Raw genomic sequence first — 17128 nt, 5'->3', positions numbered from 1 at the left:
CCGAACCCTTCGAGAGTGAGAACGAAATGAGCCAGGGGATCGCTCACAGACGCCGTCGGCGGCGCAGCCCGCTCGGCAGTCGGTGGACGCCGTACATCTTCCTTGCGCCGGCTGCGGCGTACATCATCCTGTTCCAGCTGATTCCGTTGGTGCAGGAGATCTATCTGAGCTTCACCAAGACGAGCCTCCTCAACCCGTCCCACAGCGTGTGGGTGGGATTCGACAACTACGTCGCCGCCTTCCAGAGCGACTCCTTCCAGCAGACGCTCCTGGTGACCCTTGTGTATGTTGTGGTGTGCGTGCTCGGGAGCGTCGGCATCGGGCTGCTGGTCGCCCTGTTGCTGAACTCCCGCTTCCCAGGGCGCGGTATCGCCCGGGCACTGGTGACGATCCCGTGGGCGGCCCCGGGTATTGCGATCGCCCTGATCGCGGTGTGGATGCTCAACGCGCAGTACGGCGTTCTGACACGGCTCTTGACGTCGTGGGGTATCGACGTCGGTGACAGCGGGGTTCTGAACAACCCCGACCTGGCGCTCCCGGCGATCCTGATCACCACGATCTGGCAGCTGTTCCCCTTCACCGCCGTGGTGCTGCTCTCCGCCCTGCAGTCGGTACCGGAGGAACTCGTCGAGGCCGCACACATGGACGGCGCGAATCGATGGTGGAGCTTCCGAGTGGTGACCTGGCCGGTGATCAAGCCGACGGTCGGGCTCATCGCGGTGCTCATGGCCATCTGGTCGATCCGTCGTTTCGAACTGATCTGGTTGATGACCAGGGGCGGCCCTCTCGGGTCCACGCGCACTCTCGTGATCGATCTGTACTCCCAAGCCTTCGATTCGAAACAGCTCGGTATGGCCGCCGCGATCGGGATGGTCGGGATCGTGATCTCGCTCATCATCGTCGTCGGTGCGCGACTGATCACCACCGCTGCGGAGAGGAACTCATGAAAACCCGTGCCCGTTTCGGCGTCACGTTCAGGATGCTCGCCGTCCTGGTCGTCCTCGGCGTGGTGGCCTTTCCGCTTTACTGGATGTTCGTCACGGCACTGACCGGTGATGAAGCCCTTTTCAGCGGAACGCCGCAGCTCCTCCCTGACTTCTCGCGCATCGGCGTGTTCGCCGACGCGCTCGCACAGGGCGACGTGCTGCGCTGGCTGCTGAACAGCTTCATCGTCGCGACCGGGACCATGGTCGTCGCGATCGCCTTCGGCATCCCACTGGCCTACGCACTCTCCCGTTTCAGCTTCGCGGGGAAGTTCCTCGTCGCGCTGGCACTCTTCTTCACACAGATGCTGCCGGAGGCGCTGCTCGTCGTTCCGCTCTTCGCGATCTTCCGCGAGACCGGCCTTCTCAACTCCCTGCTCGGGTTGATCCTCGCCGATGCGGCGTTCGTGCTGCCGGTCGTCGCGCTCATCTTGATGGGGGCGTTCAACGGCATCCCCCGCGAGGTGGACGAGGCGGCTCGAGTGGACGGCGCTCGCCCTGCCGGTGTGCTGTTCAGGATTCTCGTCCCGTTGATCACTCCCGCGATCGCAGCGGGCGCGGTCATCGCGTTCTTCACGGCCTGGAACGAGTACGTCTTCGCGGTGACGTTCATCTACGACAAGGAGCTTCAGCCGGCATCCGTCGGCGTCGCCGGCTACATCGGCGAACAGGACACGTCCATTCAGACCATCATGGCGGTCGCGCTGATCTTCACGCTTCCTGCCGTCGCGTTCTACCTGTTCGCGCAGAAGTACGTCGTCGCCGGCATGACCGCCGGTGCTGTCAAGGGATAAGGAATCACACTTCCATGAAGATCACGCATCTCGATGCGCTCACCGTCGACTTCTACCGCACGAACCTCATCATCGTGCGCCTGCATACCGACGAGGGACTGGTAGGGATCGCGGAAGCCACCCTCGAAGGGCAGGAACTCGCCGTTCAAGGAGCGGTCGCGATCCTCGGCGAAGCCGTGAAGGGCAAAGATCCCACACGTATCTCGCAGACGATCTACGAACTTCAGCGCAACGCCTATTGGCGCGGAGGTCCTGTGACGATGACTGCGCTCAGCGCTCTCGAGATGGCGATGTGGGATGTCACTGCCAGGTCGTTGGGCGTTCCGGTGTATGCCCTTCTCGGCGGGCAGACCCGTGACCGGGTGCGCGCATACGCCAACGGTTGGTATTCGGGCGCCGTCACCCCGGAGGACTTCGCCGAGGCAGCGCTGCGAACGCTGGCGACGGGGTTCCGCGGTCTCAAGTGGGACCCGTTCGAAGCCGCCGATCTGACTGTCTCGGATCGCGACCTCGACCGGATGCTCGAGCCGGTGGCTGCGGTGCGGGAAGCTGTCGGCGATGACATCGAACTCTTCATCGAAGGACACGGGCGGTTCGACGTACCCTCGGCGATCAAGGTGGCGCGCAGGATCGAGAAGTTCAACCCTGTGTTCTTCGAGGAGCCGTGCCCACCGGACGGGATCGATGCGTTGATGGAGATCCGTTCGAAGTCCCCCGTGCCGATCGCGGCAGGGGAACGCTGGTTCGGTCGCCGGGAGTTCGTCCCCGTGCTCGCCCGTCAGGCGGTGGACTTCATCCAGCCTGATGTGACGCACGCGGGCGGCCTTCTCGAACTGAGCTTCATCTCCGCGCTCGCCGCCACGTACTACGTGCCGTTCGCACCCCACAACCCGAGCGGGCCCTTGAGCACAGCAGCGACCCTGCAGCTGGGCGCTACGCTCCCGAACTTCCGCTATCTCGAGATCATGGCGACGGACGTCCCCTGGCGGACAGAGATCTCCGATGAGCGTGTGACGCTGACCGACGAGGGCGACATCATGATCCCTGACGGGGTGGGGTTCGGCATCGAACTGAATCTGGAGGCGATAGCCGAGCATCCGTACACGCCTCATCCGATGAGGATCTTCGACGATGCCGTGGCCGATATCCGTCCTGATGATGCACGCTCCTATTTCGTCAAACCGGGCGACTAGCCTCGCAGCCGTGCCACTCTGGTGACATGCGCATCGCTCTCACTGGTTCATCCGGCAAGCTCGGCAGCGTCGTCGCACGGGAGCTCCGTGCGAACGGGTACGAGGTCATCGGCATGGACGTCGCCGGCACCCGCGGCCCCGACTTCGTGCAGGTCGACCTCACCGACTACGGCCAGGTCATCGACGCTTTCACAGCCGTGGGCGACCGGCATGACGGCATCGACGCTGTCGTGCATCTCGGCGCGATCCCGGCGCCGGGCATCCGCAGCGACGTCGCGACCTTCCACAACAACATGCCCGCCACGTTCAACGTGTTCTGGGCCGCGGTGCGGCTCGGCATCCGCCGCATCGTCTACGCCTCCAGCGAGACGGTGCTCGGCCTGCCGTTCGACGTGCCGCCGCCCTACGTCCCGGTCGACGAGGACTACCCCGCCCGCCCCGAGTCGGTGTACTCGCTCGTGAAGACGCTCGAGGAGCAACTGGCGAGCGAGCTGGTGCGCTGGCATCCCGACGTGTCGATCACGGCCCTGCGGTTCTCGAACGTCATGAACCCCGAGGACTACGCCGAGTTCCCGGAGTTCGACGCCGACGCCCTGCGCCGCAAGTGGAACCTCTGGGGCTACATCGACGCCCGCGACGGCGCGCAGGCCGTGCAGCGTGCGCTCGAGGTCGCCGCCCCGGGGTTCGACCGGTTCATCATCGCGGCCGCCGACACCGTGATGTCGCGTCCGAACGCGGAACTGCTCGCCGAGGTCTTCCCCGACGTGCCGCTGACGCGCGAGGTCGGGCCGAACGAGACTCTGCTGTCGATCGACAAGGCGCGCCGCGTACTGGGCTACGACCCGCGGCACTCCTGGCGCGACCACGTCTGACCACACGCCTTTCCCGAGCAGGACCGGGGATTTCTCACGGGCCACAGCCCACCGCCACGCGACCCGCAGCGCTACCGTGGAGCCATGCGCTCGACTCCGCGCCCGCCGCGCACCATCCGATTCGGCCTGATCGGCATCGCGTGGTTCAGCCTGCTCTCGGCGCTGGCCGGGATGGTGGGCCTGACGGTCGGCGGCGGGATGGGACTCCCGCCCGAGTGGATCGAGGGGAGCATCTTCAGCTCGTACTTCTGGCCCGGCGTGATCCTCGGGGTCGTGGTCGGCGGGGTGCAAGCGCTCGCACTCATCGCCCAGTCCCGCGGCTACCGCGTCGCCTGGGGCATGCACGCCGCCGCGGGTCTGACGATGATGATCTGGATCTTCGTGGAGATCGCGATCATGCTCGTGTGGTCGCCTCTGCACGGCATCTACTTCGTCGCCGGGCTGGTCCAGACGATCATCGCGGTGCTCGCCCTCGGCGCCTGGCCCCGGCCGTTCCTGTCCAGGAACCCGCCGGGGGCGTGAGGCCACGACGATGACGATTCCCACCTCCCGGGCCGAGCTGCGCGATGCCATCGCCGCGGAGTTCGCACGGCTGGATGCAGACCTCGAGCGCGTACCCCCGGCATCCGCCCGCGAGTCGGTGCTGCCCGGCCACGTGAAGGGCACGACCATGAGCCCGGCCGACCTGGTCGCGTACCTGGTGGGCTGGAACGAGCAGGTGCTGACCTGGCAGGAGCGCCGCGCGGCAGGTCTGCCCGATGAGTTCCCCGCCCCGGGGCACTCCTGGGGCGATCTCGGCTCGCTCGCCCAGCAGTTCTACCGGGAGCACGAGGACGAATCGTGGGAGCACCTGCGCGCCCGGCTCACCGTTGCGAAGGATCGCATCCTCGCGCTCGTCGACGCTCGGTCCGACGCAGAACTCTACGGATCGCCCTGGTACCGCACCTGGACGATGGGGCGGATGATCTCGCTCAACACCTCGTCGCCGTATCGGAACGCCCGCACTCGCATCCGGCGCTGGCTGCGCACGCTCTGAGGAAGCGGCGACGTCTCGCCCGACCGCCCCGTTCCGGCAGAAAGGCGCCCCTGTTCGTCGACAGGAGCGCCTCTCTGCCGCCGGAGTGACCGGGCGACCGGAGCACTGACCGGGCGGTAGCTACTCCTTCTTGCGGGTCACCACGCGCTGCAGCAGCACGAAGACCAGCAGGATGCCGCCTGTGATGATCGTGGTCATCTCCGGCGGGATGCCGCCGTCTCGCGTGATGAGCACGGTCATGAGGCCGAGCACGAGAGCTCCGATGACCGAGCCGAGCACGTAGCCGTATGCCCCGGTGAGCACGGTGCCGCCGATGACCGCGGCCGCGATCGCGTCGAGCTCCCACCCGATTCCGGTGATGTTCTGCGCCGTTCCGAGCCGGGCCGTGTAGAGCACGGCGGCGAGGCCGGCGAGCGAGCCGCTGATCACATAGACGAGCACCTTGGTGCGCGGCACGGGGAGCCCCATCAGCAGGGCGGAGTTCTCGGACCCGCCGATCGCGTAGACCGTGCGCCCCGTGCGGGTGCGGTGCAGTACGAAGAAGGCGACGAGCACGACCACGATCGCGATGATCACCGCGGGGGTGATGACGAGATCGTTCACCTTCGGTCCGTCGATGATCTTGATCTTCTCGGCGATCAGGCGGATCGGCGAGTCCGCAGGGAGCTGCTCCGGCTTGGTGCTCAGCAGCGACGCGAGACCGCGTCCGAGGAACATCATGGCGAGCGTCGCGATGAACGGCTGCACGTTGAAGTACCTGATCAGCACACCGGAGACGAGTCCGAAGAGCCCGCCGATGGCGATCATGAGCACGATCACGACAAGCGGATTCCAGCCGGCGTTCGAGAGCATGACGCCCGCGACGGACGAGACCGCGATGACGGACCCGACCGACAGGTCGATACCGCCGGTGAGGATCACGAAGGTGAGCGCGACCGCGAGCACGATGAGGTGCGCGTTGTTGATGAGCAGGTTCGACAGGGTGCTCGCCTGCACGATCCGCCCGTACGCGATCTCGCCGTACACGATCATGGCGACGAAGATGACCACCGACGCGATCGTGGGGACCACCGACGGGTTCGCCGTGAGCTGGCGACGCAGCCGGTCGACGAAGCTCGTCCCGGCAGCCTGGACTGGTGCCGCTGCGATGACGCTCATGCTGCAGCCTCCTTCACGATCTCGACCCGCGGAGACGGAGTCTGCGTCTTCTTGCGACGTTGGAACCAGCTGCGAACCCGCTCGGACTGCAGCAGGCAGATGGCGACGATCACGATCGCCTTGAAGGCCGGGGTGGCCGATGACGAGACACCGAGGAACAGCACGGTCTTGTCGAGCGTCGCGATCAGGAGAGCGCCGACGAAGGCGCCGCTGAGCGAGAACTTGCCGCCGGCGAGCGAGGCGCCGCCGATGACCACCGCGAGGATCGCGTCGAGTTCGAGCTGGTAGCCGGTGCGGGAGATGTCGACGGTCATGACGCTGCCGACCGACATCACGCCGGCGATGCCCGCGAGGATGCCGCTGAGCACGTAGGTCGTCAGCAGGAGCCCCTTCGGCTTGATGCCGGCCATCCGGCTCGCCTTCGGGTTGATGCCGATGGCTTCGATCATGAGGCCGAGGGCGCTGCGACGCACCACCCACGCGACCAGCAGCACGATGACGACGGCGAGGATGAACACCACCGGGATGCCGATCACGAAGCCGTTCGCGATCCAGCGGAACGGGTCGCTCGACGCGGCCGTGTTCTGTCCACCGGTGATGACCTTGGCGATGCCGCGCCCCGCGAGCATCAGCACGAGCGTCGCGATGAAGGGTTGGAGTCCGACGTAGGCGACGAGGATGCCGTTCACCGCGCCGAGGATGGCGGTGACCAGCAGCGCCAGACCGACGGCCGCGAGCGCGACGCCGACCGAGCCGGAGTCGTTCGCCGCGGCGAGGAACTCCATCGACACGGCTCCGGCGACGGCCATCAGCGAGCCGACCGAGAGGTCGATGCCTCCGGTCGCGATCACGAGCGACATGCCGATCGCGATCATCATGATGGGCGCCGCCTGGCGAAGGATGTCGACCAGGTTGCCGACGAGGTTGCCGTTGTTCGGGTTGATCGAGATCGCGAGGTAGGTCGGATCCTTGAGGACGTTGAGCGCCAGCAGCGCGACGATCGCGACGATCCCCCAGAAGAACGGCTTGCGGATCAGGTCGCGCCACACGGACGCACGAGCGGATGCGCTCATCGGGTCTCCCCCTCGAGGGTCTCGGGCTGCACATCGGAAGCGGCGGCGGGTGCGACGTGGACGACCTCGATCGCGTCGAGCTCCTCCTCGAGGGTCGTCGCCGCGGCCTCCACACCATGGGCGGCGATCACGTCGACGATCTCCTGCGCCGTGACGTCGGGACCGTTCTGGATCTCACCGATCTTGCTGTGGTCCTTGAGCACGACGATCCGCTCGGAGAGACGCACGACCTCTTCGAGCTCCGACGAGACGAAGACGACGGCGACTCCCTGGTCGGCGAGCTCCGCGACGGCCTCCTGGATCTCGGCCTTCGCACCGACGTCGATGCCGCGGGTGGGCTCGTCCAGGATCAGCAGCTCCGGCTCGGTGGCGAGCCAGCGCCCGAGGAGCACCTTCTGCTGGTTGCCGCCCGAGAGGTTCTTGATCATCCGCTCGGGATCGGCCGGGCGCACGTTGAGCGCGGCGATGTACTTGTCGACGATCGCATCCTGCTCCTTGCGCGGCATCGGCCGCGCCCATCCGCGCTTGGCCTGGACGGCGAGGATCATGTTCTCGCGGATCGTGAGGTCACCGATGATGCCCTCGTCGCGACGGTTCTCGGTCGAGAACGCGATGCGCTGCGAGAGCGCGGCGGACGGGGAGGAGAGGTCGACCTTGCGCCCCTTGATGGTGATCTGGCCGGACTCGCTGCGGTCGGCGCCGTAGAGCAGACGCGCGAGCTCGGTGCGCCCGGAACCGAGGAGGCCGGCGAACCCGACGACCTCTCCCGGACGGATGTCGAGGTCGGTCGCGTGCACGGCGCCGGTGCGGGAGATGCCGGATGCCGAGAGGAAGGCCTCTTCGTCGGGGTCACGCGGGGTGGTGCGGCGGTTGCCGCCGAGGGACTTGAGCGCGTCGAGGTCCTTGCCGATCATCCGGGAGATGAGGGCGTGCCTGTCGAGGTCGCGGGTGAGGTACTCGCCCTCGTACTGCCCGTTGCGCAGGACCGTGAGACGGTCGCTGATCGCATAGATCTGGTCGAGGAAGTGCGAGACGAAGAGGATCGCGACGCCCTGATCGCGCAGCGTGCGCATCACGGTGAAGAGACCTTCGACCTCCGCGGCATCGAGGCTGGAGGTCGGCTCGTCGAGGATGAGGACCTTGGCCTTGATCGCCATGGCCCGGCTGATCGCGACGAGCTGCTGCATCGCGATCGAGAGCGTCGAGAGCGGCTGGCGGGTGTCGAGGTGGTCGAGTCCGAGTCGCGCGAGCGCCTCGGTGGCGGCACGGTGGGTGGCACGCCAGTTGACGCCGAAGACGCCGCGCACCTCGTGCCCGAGCATGACGTTCTCACCGATGGTGAGGTTGGGGGCGAGGTTCACCTCCTGGTAGACGGTCGAGATCCCGGCGGCCTGCGCGTCACCGGTGCCGGCGAAGCTGCGCTCCTGACCGGCGACGACGATCGATCCGGCGTCGATGCGGTAGACACCGGTGAGGGCCTTGATCAGCGTCGACTTGCCGGCGCCGTTCTCCCCCATGAGCGCGTGCACCTCACCCTGGAAGAGGCGGAAGTCGACTCCGTCGAGCGCCTTCACTCCGGGGAATTCGATGGTGATCCCGCGCATCTCGACGATGGGCAGTTCTTCGTTCATCGTTGTCTCTCCGTCTATCCGGTCCCGGGGGCGACGCGGTCGGCGCCGCCCCCGGGATCACGGGGTGGTGCTCAGTACTTGCGGTCCGCCAGTACGGCCTTGGCCGCCTCCGCCGAGTCGAACGCCTCGCTCGGAACGATGATGTAGGACTCGACCGAGTCGCCGGCGAGAGCCTTCTCGACGACCTCGAGTGCGGTCTCACCGAACAGCGGGTTGTACTCGTGCACGTAGCTGAGCTGACCGTCGGCGAGCGCCTGCATGGCGTTCTTGGTGCCGTCGATCGTGGCGATCTTCACATCGGTGCCGATGACGAGACCGGCTTCCTCTGCGGCCTGGGCGGCGCCGAGACCCATCTCGTCGTTCTGGGCGAAGACGAACTGGATGTCGTTGTTGTTGGCCTTGAGCATGGTCTCGAAGACGCTCTTGCCCTCTTCCGCCGACCAGTTCGCCGTCTGCGCGTCGACCTTGTTCAGCGACGAGTCGCCGAGGCCCTCGTCGAAGCCCTGGTTGCGCTCGTTCACGACGCCGACACCGGCAGGGCCCTCGAGGACGACGTAGTTGCCTCCGTCGGGGAACTCGGCAGCGGCCCAGGTTCCGACCTCCTTGGCGACCTCGATGTTGTCGGGGGCGATGCGGGTGACGTACAGGCTCGTGTCGTCGGGCTCGATGCCGCGGTCGAGCAGGATCACCGGGATCTCGGCCTCCTGGGCGAGCTTGAGGGAGTCCTCCCAGCCGCTGGCCTCGGTGGCGGACAGGAGGATCACGTCGACATCCTCGTCGACGAACGACGTGAACGCGTCGATCTGCGACTTCTGGTCGAGGTTGGTGGCGGGCGCGTACTTCAGGTTGTAGCCGGCCTCCTCCGTGAACGTGTCCTGGATGTTGCTCTCGTTCGCCTGGCGCCATGCACCCTCGGGGCCGACGGCGACGAAGCCGACCGTGGTGAGCTCGCCCGAGTCGCCCGAATCACCGGCGTCACCGGTATCTCCGGTCGAGCATGCGGCCAGACCGAGCGCGAGCGCGCCGACGGCGGCAAGTCCCAGAACTGTACGAGTGCGCTTCATTGCAGACATTTGATCTCCTCCTCGAGATTCCGGGTCGTTTCCCGGGGGTGGACCGTGCCGGTCCGGGTGTGATGACAGGACGCCTGGGGGACGTCGCGTGGATCATGTTACCGGGAACAATTTTCGGAACACAAGCACTTCTGAAGTTTCGGGGGCGGTTCGTGATCAATTCGTTGTTACCGGACACACCTCAGTCGTCCAGCGGATCCAGTTCCGCGGCGATCAGCTCCACGACACTGTCGACCGTCACCGCGGGACCGTTGCTGAGCTCGCCGATCTTGTCGCGGTCCTTGAGCACGACGATCCGGTCGCTCAGTCGCACGACCTCTTCGAGCTCAGAGGAGATGAACACCACGCCGACGCCGTCTCCGGCGAGCTGGCTGACCCGTCGCTGGATGTCGAGCTTCGCGGCGATGTCGATGCCACGGGTGGGCTCGTCCAGGATCAGCACGTGCGGCCTGGTCGCCAGGGCGCGCGCCAACAGTAGCTTCTGCTGTGTGCCGCCCGAGAGGTGGCCGGCCGGTCTCCCGAGATCCGCAGGGTCCAGGTGCAGAGTCTCGACGTAGGTGTCGGCCAGTGCGGCGATCTCCGACGGCGACAGCGGCCTCGTCCATCCGCGCAGCGCCTGCAGCGACAGCACGATGTTCTCGCGCGCGCTGAGGTCGGCGATGATGCCGTCCGCTCTCCTGTTCTCGACCGACATCGCGATGCGGCTCTTCAGCGCGGCCGACGGACTCCGCAGCTGCACCCGTTCGCCGTCGATCCTGAGCTGACCGCTGTCGGCACGGATCGACCCGCCCAGCAGGGAGGCGAGCTCCGTGCGGCCGGACCCGCGGAGACCGGCGAGCCCGACGATCTCTCCTCGGTACACGTCGATGTCGGTCGGATCGAGCTCACCGCGGCGCCCGACGCCCGTCGCCCGCAGCGCCGGCTCTCCGTCTGCCGCATAGTGATGGGCCTTGCGCTCGGAACCGAGCGCCCGCAGCGCCTCGAGATCCTTGCCCAGCATCTGCGAGATGAGATCGGCGCGCTCGAGCTCGCGGGTCGGGGTCTCGGCGATCCGACGCCCACCGCGCAGCACCGTCATCCGGTCGCTGATCGCGAAGGCCTGCTCGAGGAAGTGCGAGACGAACAGGATCGCGACCCCGCGGTCGCGGAGCCCCCTGATCACCCGCATCAGCAGATCGACCTCGGCCCGGTCCAGGCTCGACGTCGGCTCGTCGAGCACGAGGATGCGCGGGTCATCGACGATCGAGCGGGCGAGCGCGACCAGCTGCTTCTGAGCGGGCGACAGCATCGCCATCGGCGTCCGCGGATCCATGTCGTCCAGGCCGAGCCGGGCCAGCGCGTCCGCGGCATCCGCCCTGGTGCGCTTCCAGTCGATGCCGAAGCGCCCGCGCCGCTCTCGTCCGAGCATGACGTTCTCCGCCACGCTCAGGGTGGGCCCGAGCTGGGTCTCCTGGAACACCGTCGCGATGCCCGCGGCCCTCGCATCGGCGACGCCGGAGAACCGCCGCTCCTCCCCCGCGACCACGACGGTTCCGGCGACCGGAGTGTGGGTGCCGGTGAGCACGCCGATCAGCGTCGACTTGCCGGCGCCGTTCTCGCCCATCAGCGCGTGCACCTCACCGGGGAACAGGCGGAAGTCGATGTCGTCGAGCGCGACGACATCGGAGAACTCCACGCGGATGCCGCTGAGTTCGACGATCGGGGTGTGCGTGCGCGGTGCCATCATCGCACCGGCCGGGGAGCGGCACTGGAACCGCGTGCGACGAGTTCGGTCGGGATACGGGTCAGCTTCGGCAGCTCGCGCTCCTCGAGAGCCGCGCGGAGCATCTCGACCACGGCGGCGCCGAGGGCGGCGAAGTCCTGTCTCACGGTGGTCAGGGGCGGCAGGAAGTGACGGGCGAGCGGCACGTCGTCGAAGCCGACGACGCTCAGGTCCTTCGGCACCTCGAACCCTCGGTCGTGCAGTCCGTGGATGAGGCCGATCGCCATGTCGTCGTTCGCGACGAACACCGCGGTGTAGTCGGGCAGCCGGGTGAGCCCCTTCGCGAAGTCGTAGGCGAAGTCGGCGGTCCAGTCGCCCACCACGATCGGGCGTTCGCGGATGCCCCACGACTTCGCCCTGGTGTGGAACGCCCGTTCGCGAGCCCTGGCGTCGAGCCAGTCGAGCGGACCGGCGATGTGGAGGATGTCTCGATGGCCGAGGGCGACGAGATGATCGACCACGAGCGAGGTGCCGGCGTGCTGGTCGATCGAGACCGTGAGGAAGGTGGGGTCGGCGTCCGCCTTGACCACGAGCATGGGCACGTTCAGCGAGATCCGCCGGAGCGCGGCGACGGATGACGACCGGGGAGCGATCACGCACAGCGCGTCCACGCCCTGGGTGGTGAGGTTGTCGACCGCGTCCTGCGGCGTCAGGGTGTCGCCCTCATGCAGGGCGACCGCGCTGACCGAGTACCCCGAGGTGCGCGCGGCCATCTCGACGGCGCGGAGGATGCTGGTCGGCCCGAACGAGACGGCGCTCTCGATGATGACGCCGATGCGGTGCGTGCGCTGGGTGGCGAGCGCTCTGGCCACCATGTTCGGGCGGTAGTCGAGCTCCTCGATCGCCTCGAGCACGCGCCGACGCGTGTCCGGCTTGATGTTCGGATGACCGTTCAGCACGCGCGACACGGTCATGTGCGAGACGCCGGCGAGATCTGCCACGTGGCGGATGCCGGGCTTGTCGGAGCCGAGGCTGGCCATGAGCACCTCCGTCGGTCCCGCCTGCAGAGATGTTACCGAGAACAGCCTCGACCGTGCAATCGGGTCTCGAGACGCGCCGGGCCCCGCCGCGCAGGTCGGCGGGGCCCGGTCGTCGGGTACGGTCGCTCAGCGGCAGGACGCGGCAGCGACCGTCGCCGTCACGGAGGCATCCACGGCTCCCTCCGCGGTCGCGGCGATGGTCACCGCACCCGCCGGAATCGCCGCGAGCCGCGTGGCGAACGTCGCCGACGTCGACTTGCCGGCCGCGATCGGGACGTCCTTGCTCCCGTACGCGCCACTGATCGACGCGGTGACCGCGCGATCCGAGCCGTTCGCGACCGTGACCACGAGCGTGAGCTTGCCCGCGACGCAGCGGGTGGCAGCCGTGGCGGTGACGTCGAGCCGCGCACCGACGGTCTGCGCCGCGACCCCCGTGAGCGTGGGCTGTACGGTCTGGAAGAGACCGTCGGCGCCGATCGTCACCCGGTCGATGGTCGTCTCGCGGTGCTGTCCGTCTCCGCCCGGCATCGCGAAGCGGTGATAGGCGATGTACCAGTCATCGGTGCCCGGCACGTTGATGATCGAGCTGTGCCCGGTGGCCAGGATCCCCAGAGAGGGGTCCTTCTGCAGGATCACACCGCGATACGTCCACGGCCCGTTGATGCTCGTAGCCGTCGCGTAGCCGACGCGATAGTTCTCCGATCCGGTGTCATCGATCGAGTACGTCAGGTGGTACAGACCCTTGCGGTAGTTGAGGAAGACGCCCTCGCGGAAGTCGGTCAGGCCGGTGATCCGCTGGTAGCTGCCCGCCTTGATCGAGACCATGTCGTCGTTCAGCTCGGCGATGACCGGGCTGCCGTTGCCCCACGAGAGGTAGTACTTGCCGGTGACCGGGTCGTGGAACGCCGCCGGGTCGATCGCCTGGCCCGACGTGACGGACTCGTTGTTGACGATCATCGCCGTCGGCTGTGCGACGAAGGGACCGACCGGACTGTCGGCGACCGCCACGCCGATGGTCTTGCGGTCGTAGGTGGGGTTGTGTCCGGAGAAGTAGAAGTAGTACTTGCCTCCGCGCTCGATGATGGTCGGCGCCCAGGCGTTCCCCGTCGCCCACGGGACGGTGCCGTTCGCTCCGTCGAGGGTCAGGAAGGGCTCCTCCGAACGGGTCCAGTCCACGAGGTCCTTGGATGACCAGACATAGAAGTCCTTGCCACCCCACCCCGCATATCCGTCGGTCGTCGCGTAGATGTAGTAGGTGTCGCCGAAGACGGCGATGTTGGGATCGGCGTACAGCCCGTCGAGCACGGGCGAGTTCACGATCTGGGCGGTGAGCGTCCAGATCGCCTCCGAGCCGTCCGGTGCCGTGAGCGTGTACTCGACCGGCGAGGACAGGTCGACGACGGTACCGGACGCCGGGGAGACCGTGACACCGTCGGCCGCGGAGAACGTCGGAGCGAGAGCCATGACATCCGTGCCCTTGACCAGCGGCAGCACCGCGGTGCGGTCGGCGCCGTCGGCGATCGGGTCGAGCTTCAGCGCCGACGCATCCGCGAGCGAGATGCCGGTGAGCTGGTCGAATGCCCCCGCCTGCGTGAGGATCTCGGATGCGGTGAGCGCCCGGTTGTAGATCTTCACATCGTCGAAGGATCCCTGGAAGTAGCCGTCGGCCCCGTACATCGACTTGCCGAGGTAGCCGAGGAGGTTCCTGCCGAGACCGTCGACCGTGGTGTTCAGCGCGGCGTTCTCGCCGAGCCGCACGCCGTCGACGTACACCGTCATCCGCGTTCCGTCGAAGACGAGGTCGTAGTGGTGCCATTGCCCAGAGGAGACCGAACCGGTCACCGCCGACTCGTTCTGGTACGACGCCTTCGTGATGGCGCTGCGCACGTCGGCGCCCCGCACCCGGAGGAAGTAGTACGCGTTCGAGTCCTTGCCGAACGTGAAGGTGAAGAAGTTGCCGCTCGACTTCTCGCTCTTCACATCCATCGACACCGTCATGGTGCTGCGGCCGTCGAAGAAGCCCTGCGGGAACGACGCGAAGCCGTTGCTCGATCCGTCGACACGGAGCACCTTGCCCCGCTCCGCATCCGTGACCACGGCCGCGGTGCCGGATGCGGTCAGATCCGCCGCCCCCGCCGAGTCCCGGAGCGTGCCGTCATCGAACGTGTACTCGGCGATCGCCTCCTCCGACGGCTCCTCCGGCTCGACCGGGTCGTCGCCGTAGGCGGCCAGCAGCCGCTCCTGCTCCTGCTCCGAGAGCCGGAGCACCGATCCGTGCCGGAACGCCTTGTCGAAGGAGTACTGGTCGGCACCAGTACCGACGGCGAGCTGGGTGAACTCGAGGCTCGCGAGCGAGTCGGCGACGTGTGCGTAGTAGCCGTTCTCGTCGCCCATCACCGCCCAGCGCCCGTCAGGCAGCTGGTAGACGGTCAGCCCTTCCATCGAGGCCTTGAGCCCATGCTCCGCGGCCTCGCCGCGATCGATCACGCGGGTCCACGGGCCGTCGAGGCTCGTGGCCGTGTCGACCACGGTCTGCCAGTCGGAGGTCGAGAACCGATAGAAGATGCCATCCTCCTCGGCGATGGTGGTGTCGATGATGTTCGTGCCACCGGCAGCGTCGCCCTGCTCGTTGAGCGAGAGCCAGACCTCGGGCTCCGAGAACGTGACGAAGTCGCGCGTCTTGGTCAGGTAGACGCGCAGCGCCCAGTCGTCGGTGCCGTTCTCACTGCGATCGCGCGCCGACCAGTACACGTAGTACTCACCGGTCGCCTCGTTGTAGGTCGCCTCCGGCGCCCACACGCATCCCGCCTGGTCGAACCCGGCGAAGACGATGCGCTGGTCGCTCCAGTTCACGAGGTCGGTCGACTCCCAGACCACGATGTTCTGGCTGGCGTTGAGCTGGTCCCAGCCGGAGCCGCCGGCGCCGCCGCCCTCCGCGTGCAGGTCGGTGCCGATGATCCAGTACTTGTCGCCCTCGGGGGCGCGGACCAGGTGCGGGTCGCGCACGCCCAGGTCACCGGCCAGGTTCGCGAGAACCGCGGCGTCGTCGTTGAGCTTCGACCACTGGAGGCCGTCCTGGCTGTACCCGAGGAAGATCTTCTCGTATCCGCCCTCGGTCGCGAAGTGCGTCCAGAGGTACCCGGCGGTGTAGTCGGTGTCGAGACCCTCCGGCGCGGCGGTCACCGTCACCGGGATGCTTCGGGTCGCAGCGGTTCCCGCGACCGTCGCGGTCAGCACGACCTGCTGGTCGGCGGCACCGCGGGTGACCACGCCTGCGGCCTTGCCGTTCTGCACCTCCGTCGTGATGATGCCTGCGGGCGAGGCGCTCCAGGTGACAGCCGAGCCGTTCAGCGAGCCATCGGTCGGCAGGGTGATGTTGCCGCGGATGTCGGCGGCGCCGGGGATCACGATCGCATCGAGGTCGGCCTGCGCCCTGGCATCCGCTCCCGGCTGCGCCCGCACCGTGACGACGAACTCCTTCGTGGTCGAGGATCCGCCGCGGCTCAGGGTCGCCGTGAGCGTCACCGCCGCATCAGCCTGGCCGGCAGCGGGGCGCGTGACGATACCCGCATCCGAGACGACGTCCGCGTCGCTCGACGACCAGGTGACGGCCGCGCCGTTCACGCCGGCAGCGGGCAGCTCGAGGTCGGTGGTGACAGCATCGGTGTCGCCGATGCTCAGCGCGGCGCGGTCGCGCTGCACCCGCACGGCGTCGTCGGCGACCAGGGCGGCGACCTCGTCGGACGACAGCGCGACGTCGTAGATGCGGAAGTCGCGCACGTTGCCGAGCAGGTACTTGTCGGCGGAGTACACCGAGCGCCCGATGTAGTTGGCTGCGGTGACGCCGGAGCCGATCTGGGCGGGTGTGGTCGTGACGCCGGTGTTCTGGGCGACCTGCACCCCGTCGAGATAGAGCCGACTCGTGTCGGTGGCGTCGTCGAGCGTGTAGGTGAGCGTCTTCCACACACCGCGGGCGAGGTTCGCCGTGCTGTTCACGCCCTGCTCGGTCGACCAGTTCCCTGCGGCGATCGCGGCCCGGTAGGCGTCACCGGTCGCGAAGAGATAGCCGTTGCCGACACCCGCGCCGTCGGTGTTGCCCATCGCCCAGATCATGTACGCGGTCTTCTGAGCAGGAGCGACGAGCACCTCGGTGCTGACCGTGATCGAGGTGAGCCCGGCGAGTGCGTTCGCCGGCAGTGCCACGTGATCATCGACGCCGTCCAGGGAGATGCCCTCGCCGCCGGTGAGTGCCGCCCCACCCGCGATGACACCGTTGCGGTCGTGTCCTGAGCTGTCGTGCGCCGTCGTGCCGGATGTCTCGTCGAAGGCGTACCGGAGCTGCAGATGCTCGTCTTCCGCCGCGGATGCCGGGGCCACCGCCGCGAGCGAGGAGGCGACGGCGGCGCTCAGGGCGAGCCCAGCGACGAGGGAACTGCGCGCACCGGTGCGGCGTACGCGAGAGGGGGCGAGGGGGGCGGGAGACAGCGTCATCGATGAGTCCTCGGTGTGTGTGCGAGTCGCCTCAGCGCGACTTCACGAGAATGTTAGCGGAAACATTTCTCGGCGTCGATGC

13 protein-coding genes are annotated in these 17128 nt (G+C 67.6%); 6 read left to right on the top strand and 7 right to left on the bottom strand.

The window, feature by feature from the left end; all coding sequences use genetic code 11:
• The first annotated feature begins 26 nt into the window (after nucleotides 1–26).
• The 6 genes from ACIOVG_RS10115 to ACIOVG_RS10090 all read left to right on the top strand — a co-directional run bounded on the left by ACIOVG_RS10115 (nucleotide 27) and on the right by ACIOVG_RS10090 (nucleotide 4878).
• Complete coding sequence (locus tag ACIOVG_RS10115) at nucleotides 27–947, top strand: carbohydrate ABC transporter permease (RefSeq protein ID WP_400872390.1); 921 nt, start codon at nucleotides 27–29, stop codon at nucleotides 945–947.
• Nucleotides 944–1777, top strand: a complete 834-nt coding sequence (locus ACIOVG_RS10110) for a carbohydrate ABC transporter permease (protein WP_400872387.1) — start codon at nucleotides 944–946, stop codon at nucleotides 1775–1777. The genes ACIOVG_RS10115 and ACIOVG_RS10110 overlap by 4 nt, the downstream gene beginning before the upstream one ends.
• Nucleotides 1778–1791: 14 nt before the next feature.
• Nucleotides 1792–2970 carry a mandelate racemase/muconate lactonizing enzyme family protein gene (locus ACIOVG_RS10105; RefSeq protein WP_400872384.1) on the top strand — a complete coding sequence of 393 codons (1179 nt, stop codon included), beginning with the start codon at nucleotides 1792–1794 and terminating at the stop codon, nucleotides 2968–2970.
• A gap of 26 nt (nucleotides 2971–2996) precedes the next feature.
• Nucleotides 2997–3842 (top strand): NAD-dependent epimerase/dehydratase family protein, encoded by an 846-nt coding sequence (locus tag ACIOVG_RS10100; protein ID WP_400872382.1) that lies wholly within the window; start codon nucleotides 2997–2999, stop codon nucleotides 3840–3842.
• Nucleotides 3843–3926: 84 nt separating this feature from the next.
• A complete protein-coding gene (locus ACIOVG_RS10095) occupies nucleotides 3927–4364 on the top strand; it encodes a hypothetical protein (RefSeq protein WP_400872380.1) in 438 nt (145 codons plus the stop codon).
• Nucleotides 4365–4374: 10 nt separating this feature from the next.
• Nucleotides 4375–4878 carry a ClbS/DfsB family four-helix bundle protein gene (locus ACIOVG_RS10090; RefSeq protein ID WP_400872377.1) on the top strand — a complete coding sequence of 168 codons (504 nt, stop codon included), beginning with the start codon at nucleotides 4375–4377 and terminating at the stop codon, nucleotides 4876–4878.
• A 120-nt stretch (nucleotides 4879–4998) separates the two neighbouring features.
• Here ACIOVG_RS10090 and ACIOVG_RS10085 read toward each other — a convergent pair whose 3' ends face one another.
• The 7 genes from ACIOVG_RS10085 to ACIOVG_RS10055 form a co-directional block, all read right to left on the bottom strand.
• The gene (locus tag ACIOVG_RS10085) at nucleotides 4999–6036 is read right to left on the bottom strand and encodes a sugar ABC transporter permease (protein WP_400872374.1); all 1038 of its coding nucleotides are present in this window, start codon (nucleotides 6034–6036) and stop codon (nucleotides 4999–5001) included.
• Complete coding sequence (locus ACIOVG_RS10080; protein ID WP_400872372.1) at nucleotides 6033–7109, bottom strand: ABC transporter permease; 1077 nt, start codon at nucleotides 7107–7109, stop codon at nucleotides 6033–6035. Before ACIOVG_RS10080 ends, ACIOVG_RS10085 begins: the two co-directional genes overlap by 4 nt.
• Nucleotides 7106–8740, bottom strand: a complete 1635-nt coding sequence (locus ACIOVG_RS10075; RefSeq protein WP_400872369.1) for a sugar ABC transporter ATP-binding protein — start codon at nucleotides 8738–8740, stop codon at nucleotides 7106–7108. The genes ACIOVG_RS10080 and ACIOVG_RS10075 overlap by 4 nt, the downstream gene beginning before the upstream one ends.
• Nucleotides 8741–8811: 71 nt before the next feature.
• The gene (locus ACIOVG_RS10070) at nucleotides 8812–9813 is read right to left on the bottom strand and encodes a substrate-binding domain-containing protein (RefSeq protein WP_400872367.1); all 1002 of its coding nucleotides are present in this window, start codon (nucleotides 9811–9813) and stop codon (nucleotides 8812–8814) included.
• Between the two features lie 181 nt (nucleotides 9814–9994).
• Entirely contained in the window at nucleotides 9995–11539 is a 1545-nt protein-coding gene (locus ACIOVG_RS10065) for a sugar ABC transporter ATP-binding protein (RefSeq protein WP_400872364.1), read from the bottom strand.
• Nucleotides 11536–12555 carry a LacI family DNA-binding transcriptional regulator gene (locus ACIOVG_RS10060; protein WP_400872361.1) on the bottom strand — a complete coding sequence of 340 codons (1020 nt, stop codon included), beginning with the start codon at nucleotides 12553–12555 and terminating at the stop codon, nucleotides 11536–11538. Before ACIOVG_RS10060 ends, ACIOVG_RS10065 begins: the two co-directional genes overlap by 4 nt.
• A gap of 126 nt (nucleotides 12556–12681) precedes the next feature.
• The gene (locus ACIOVG_RS10055; protein ID WP_400872358.1) at nucleotides 12682–17046 is read right to left on the bottom strand and encodes a family 43 glycosylhydrolase; all 4365 of its coding nucleotides are present in this window, start codon (nucleotides 17044–17046) and stop codon (nucleotides 12682–12684) included.
• Nucleotides 17047–17128: the final 82 nt, after the last annotated feature.

Origin of the sequence: Microbacterium sp. NPDC087591, assembly GCF_044743625.1 — a bacterium.
Lineage (GTDB): Bacteria > Actinomycetota > Actinomycetes > Actinomycetales > Microbacteriaceae > Microbacterium.
Note: the sequence above shows the minus strand (reverse complement) of the source record. Positions and strands in the feature narration are given on the sequence as shown.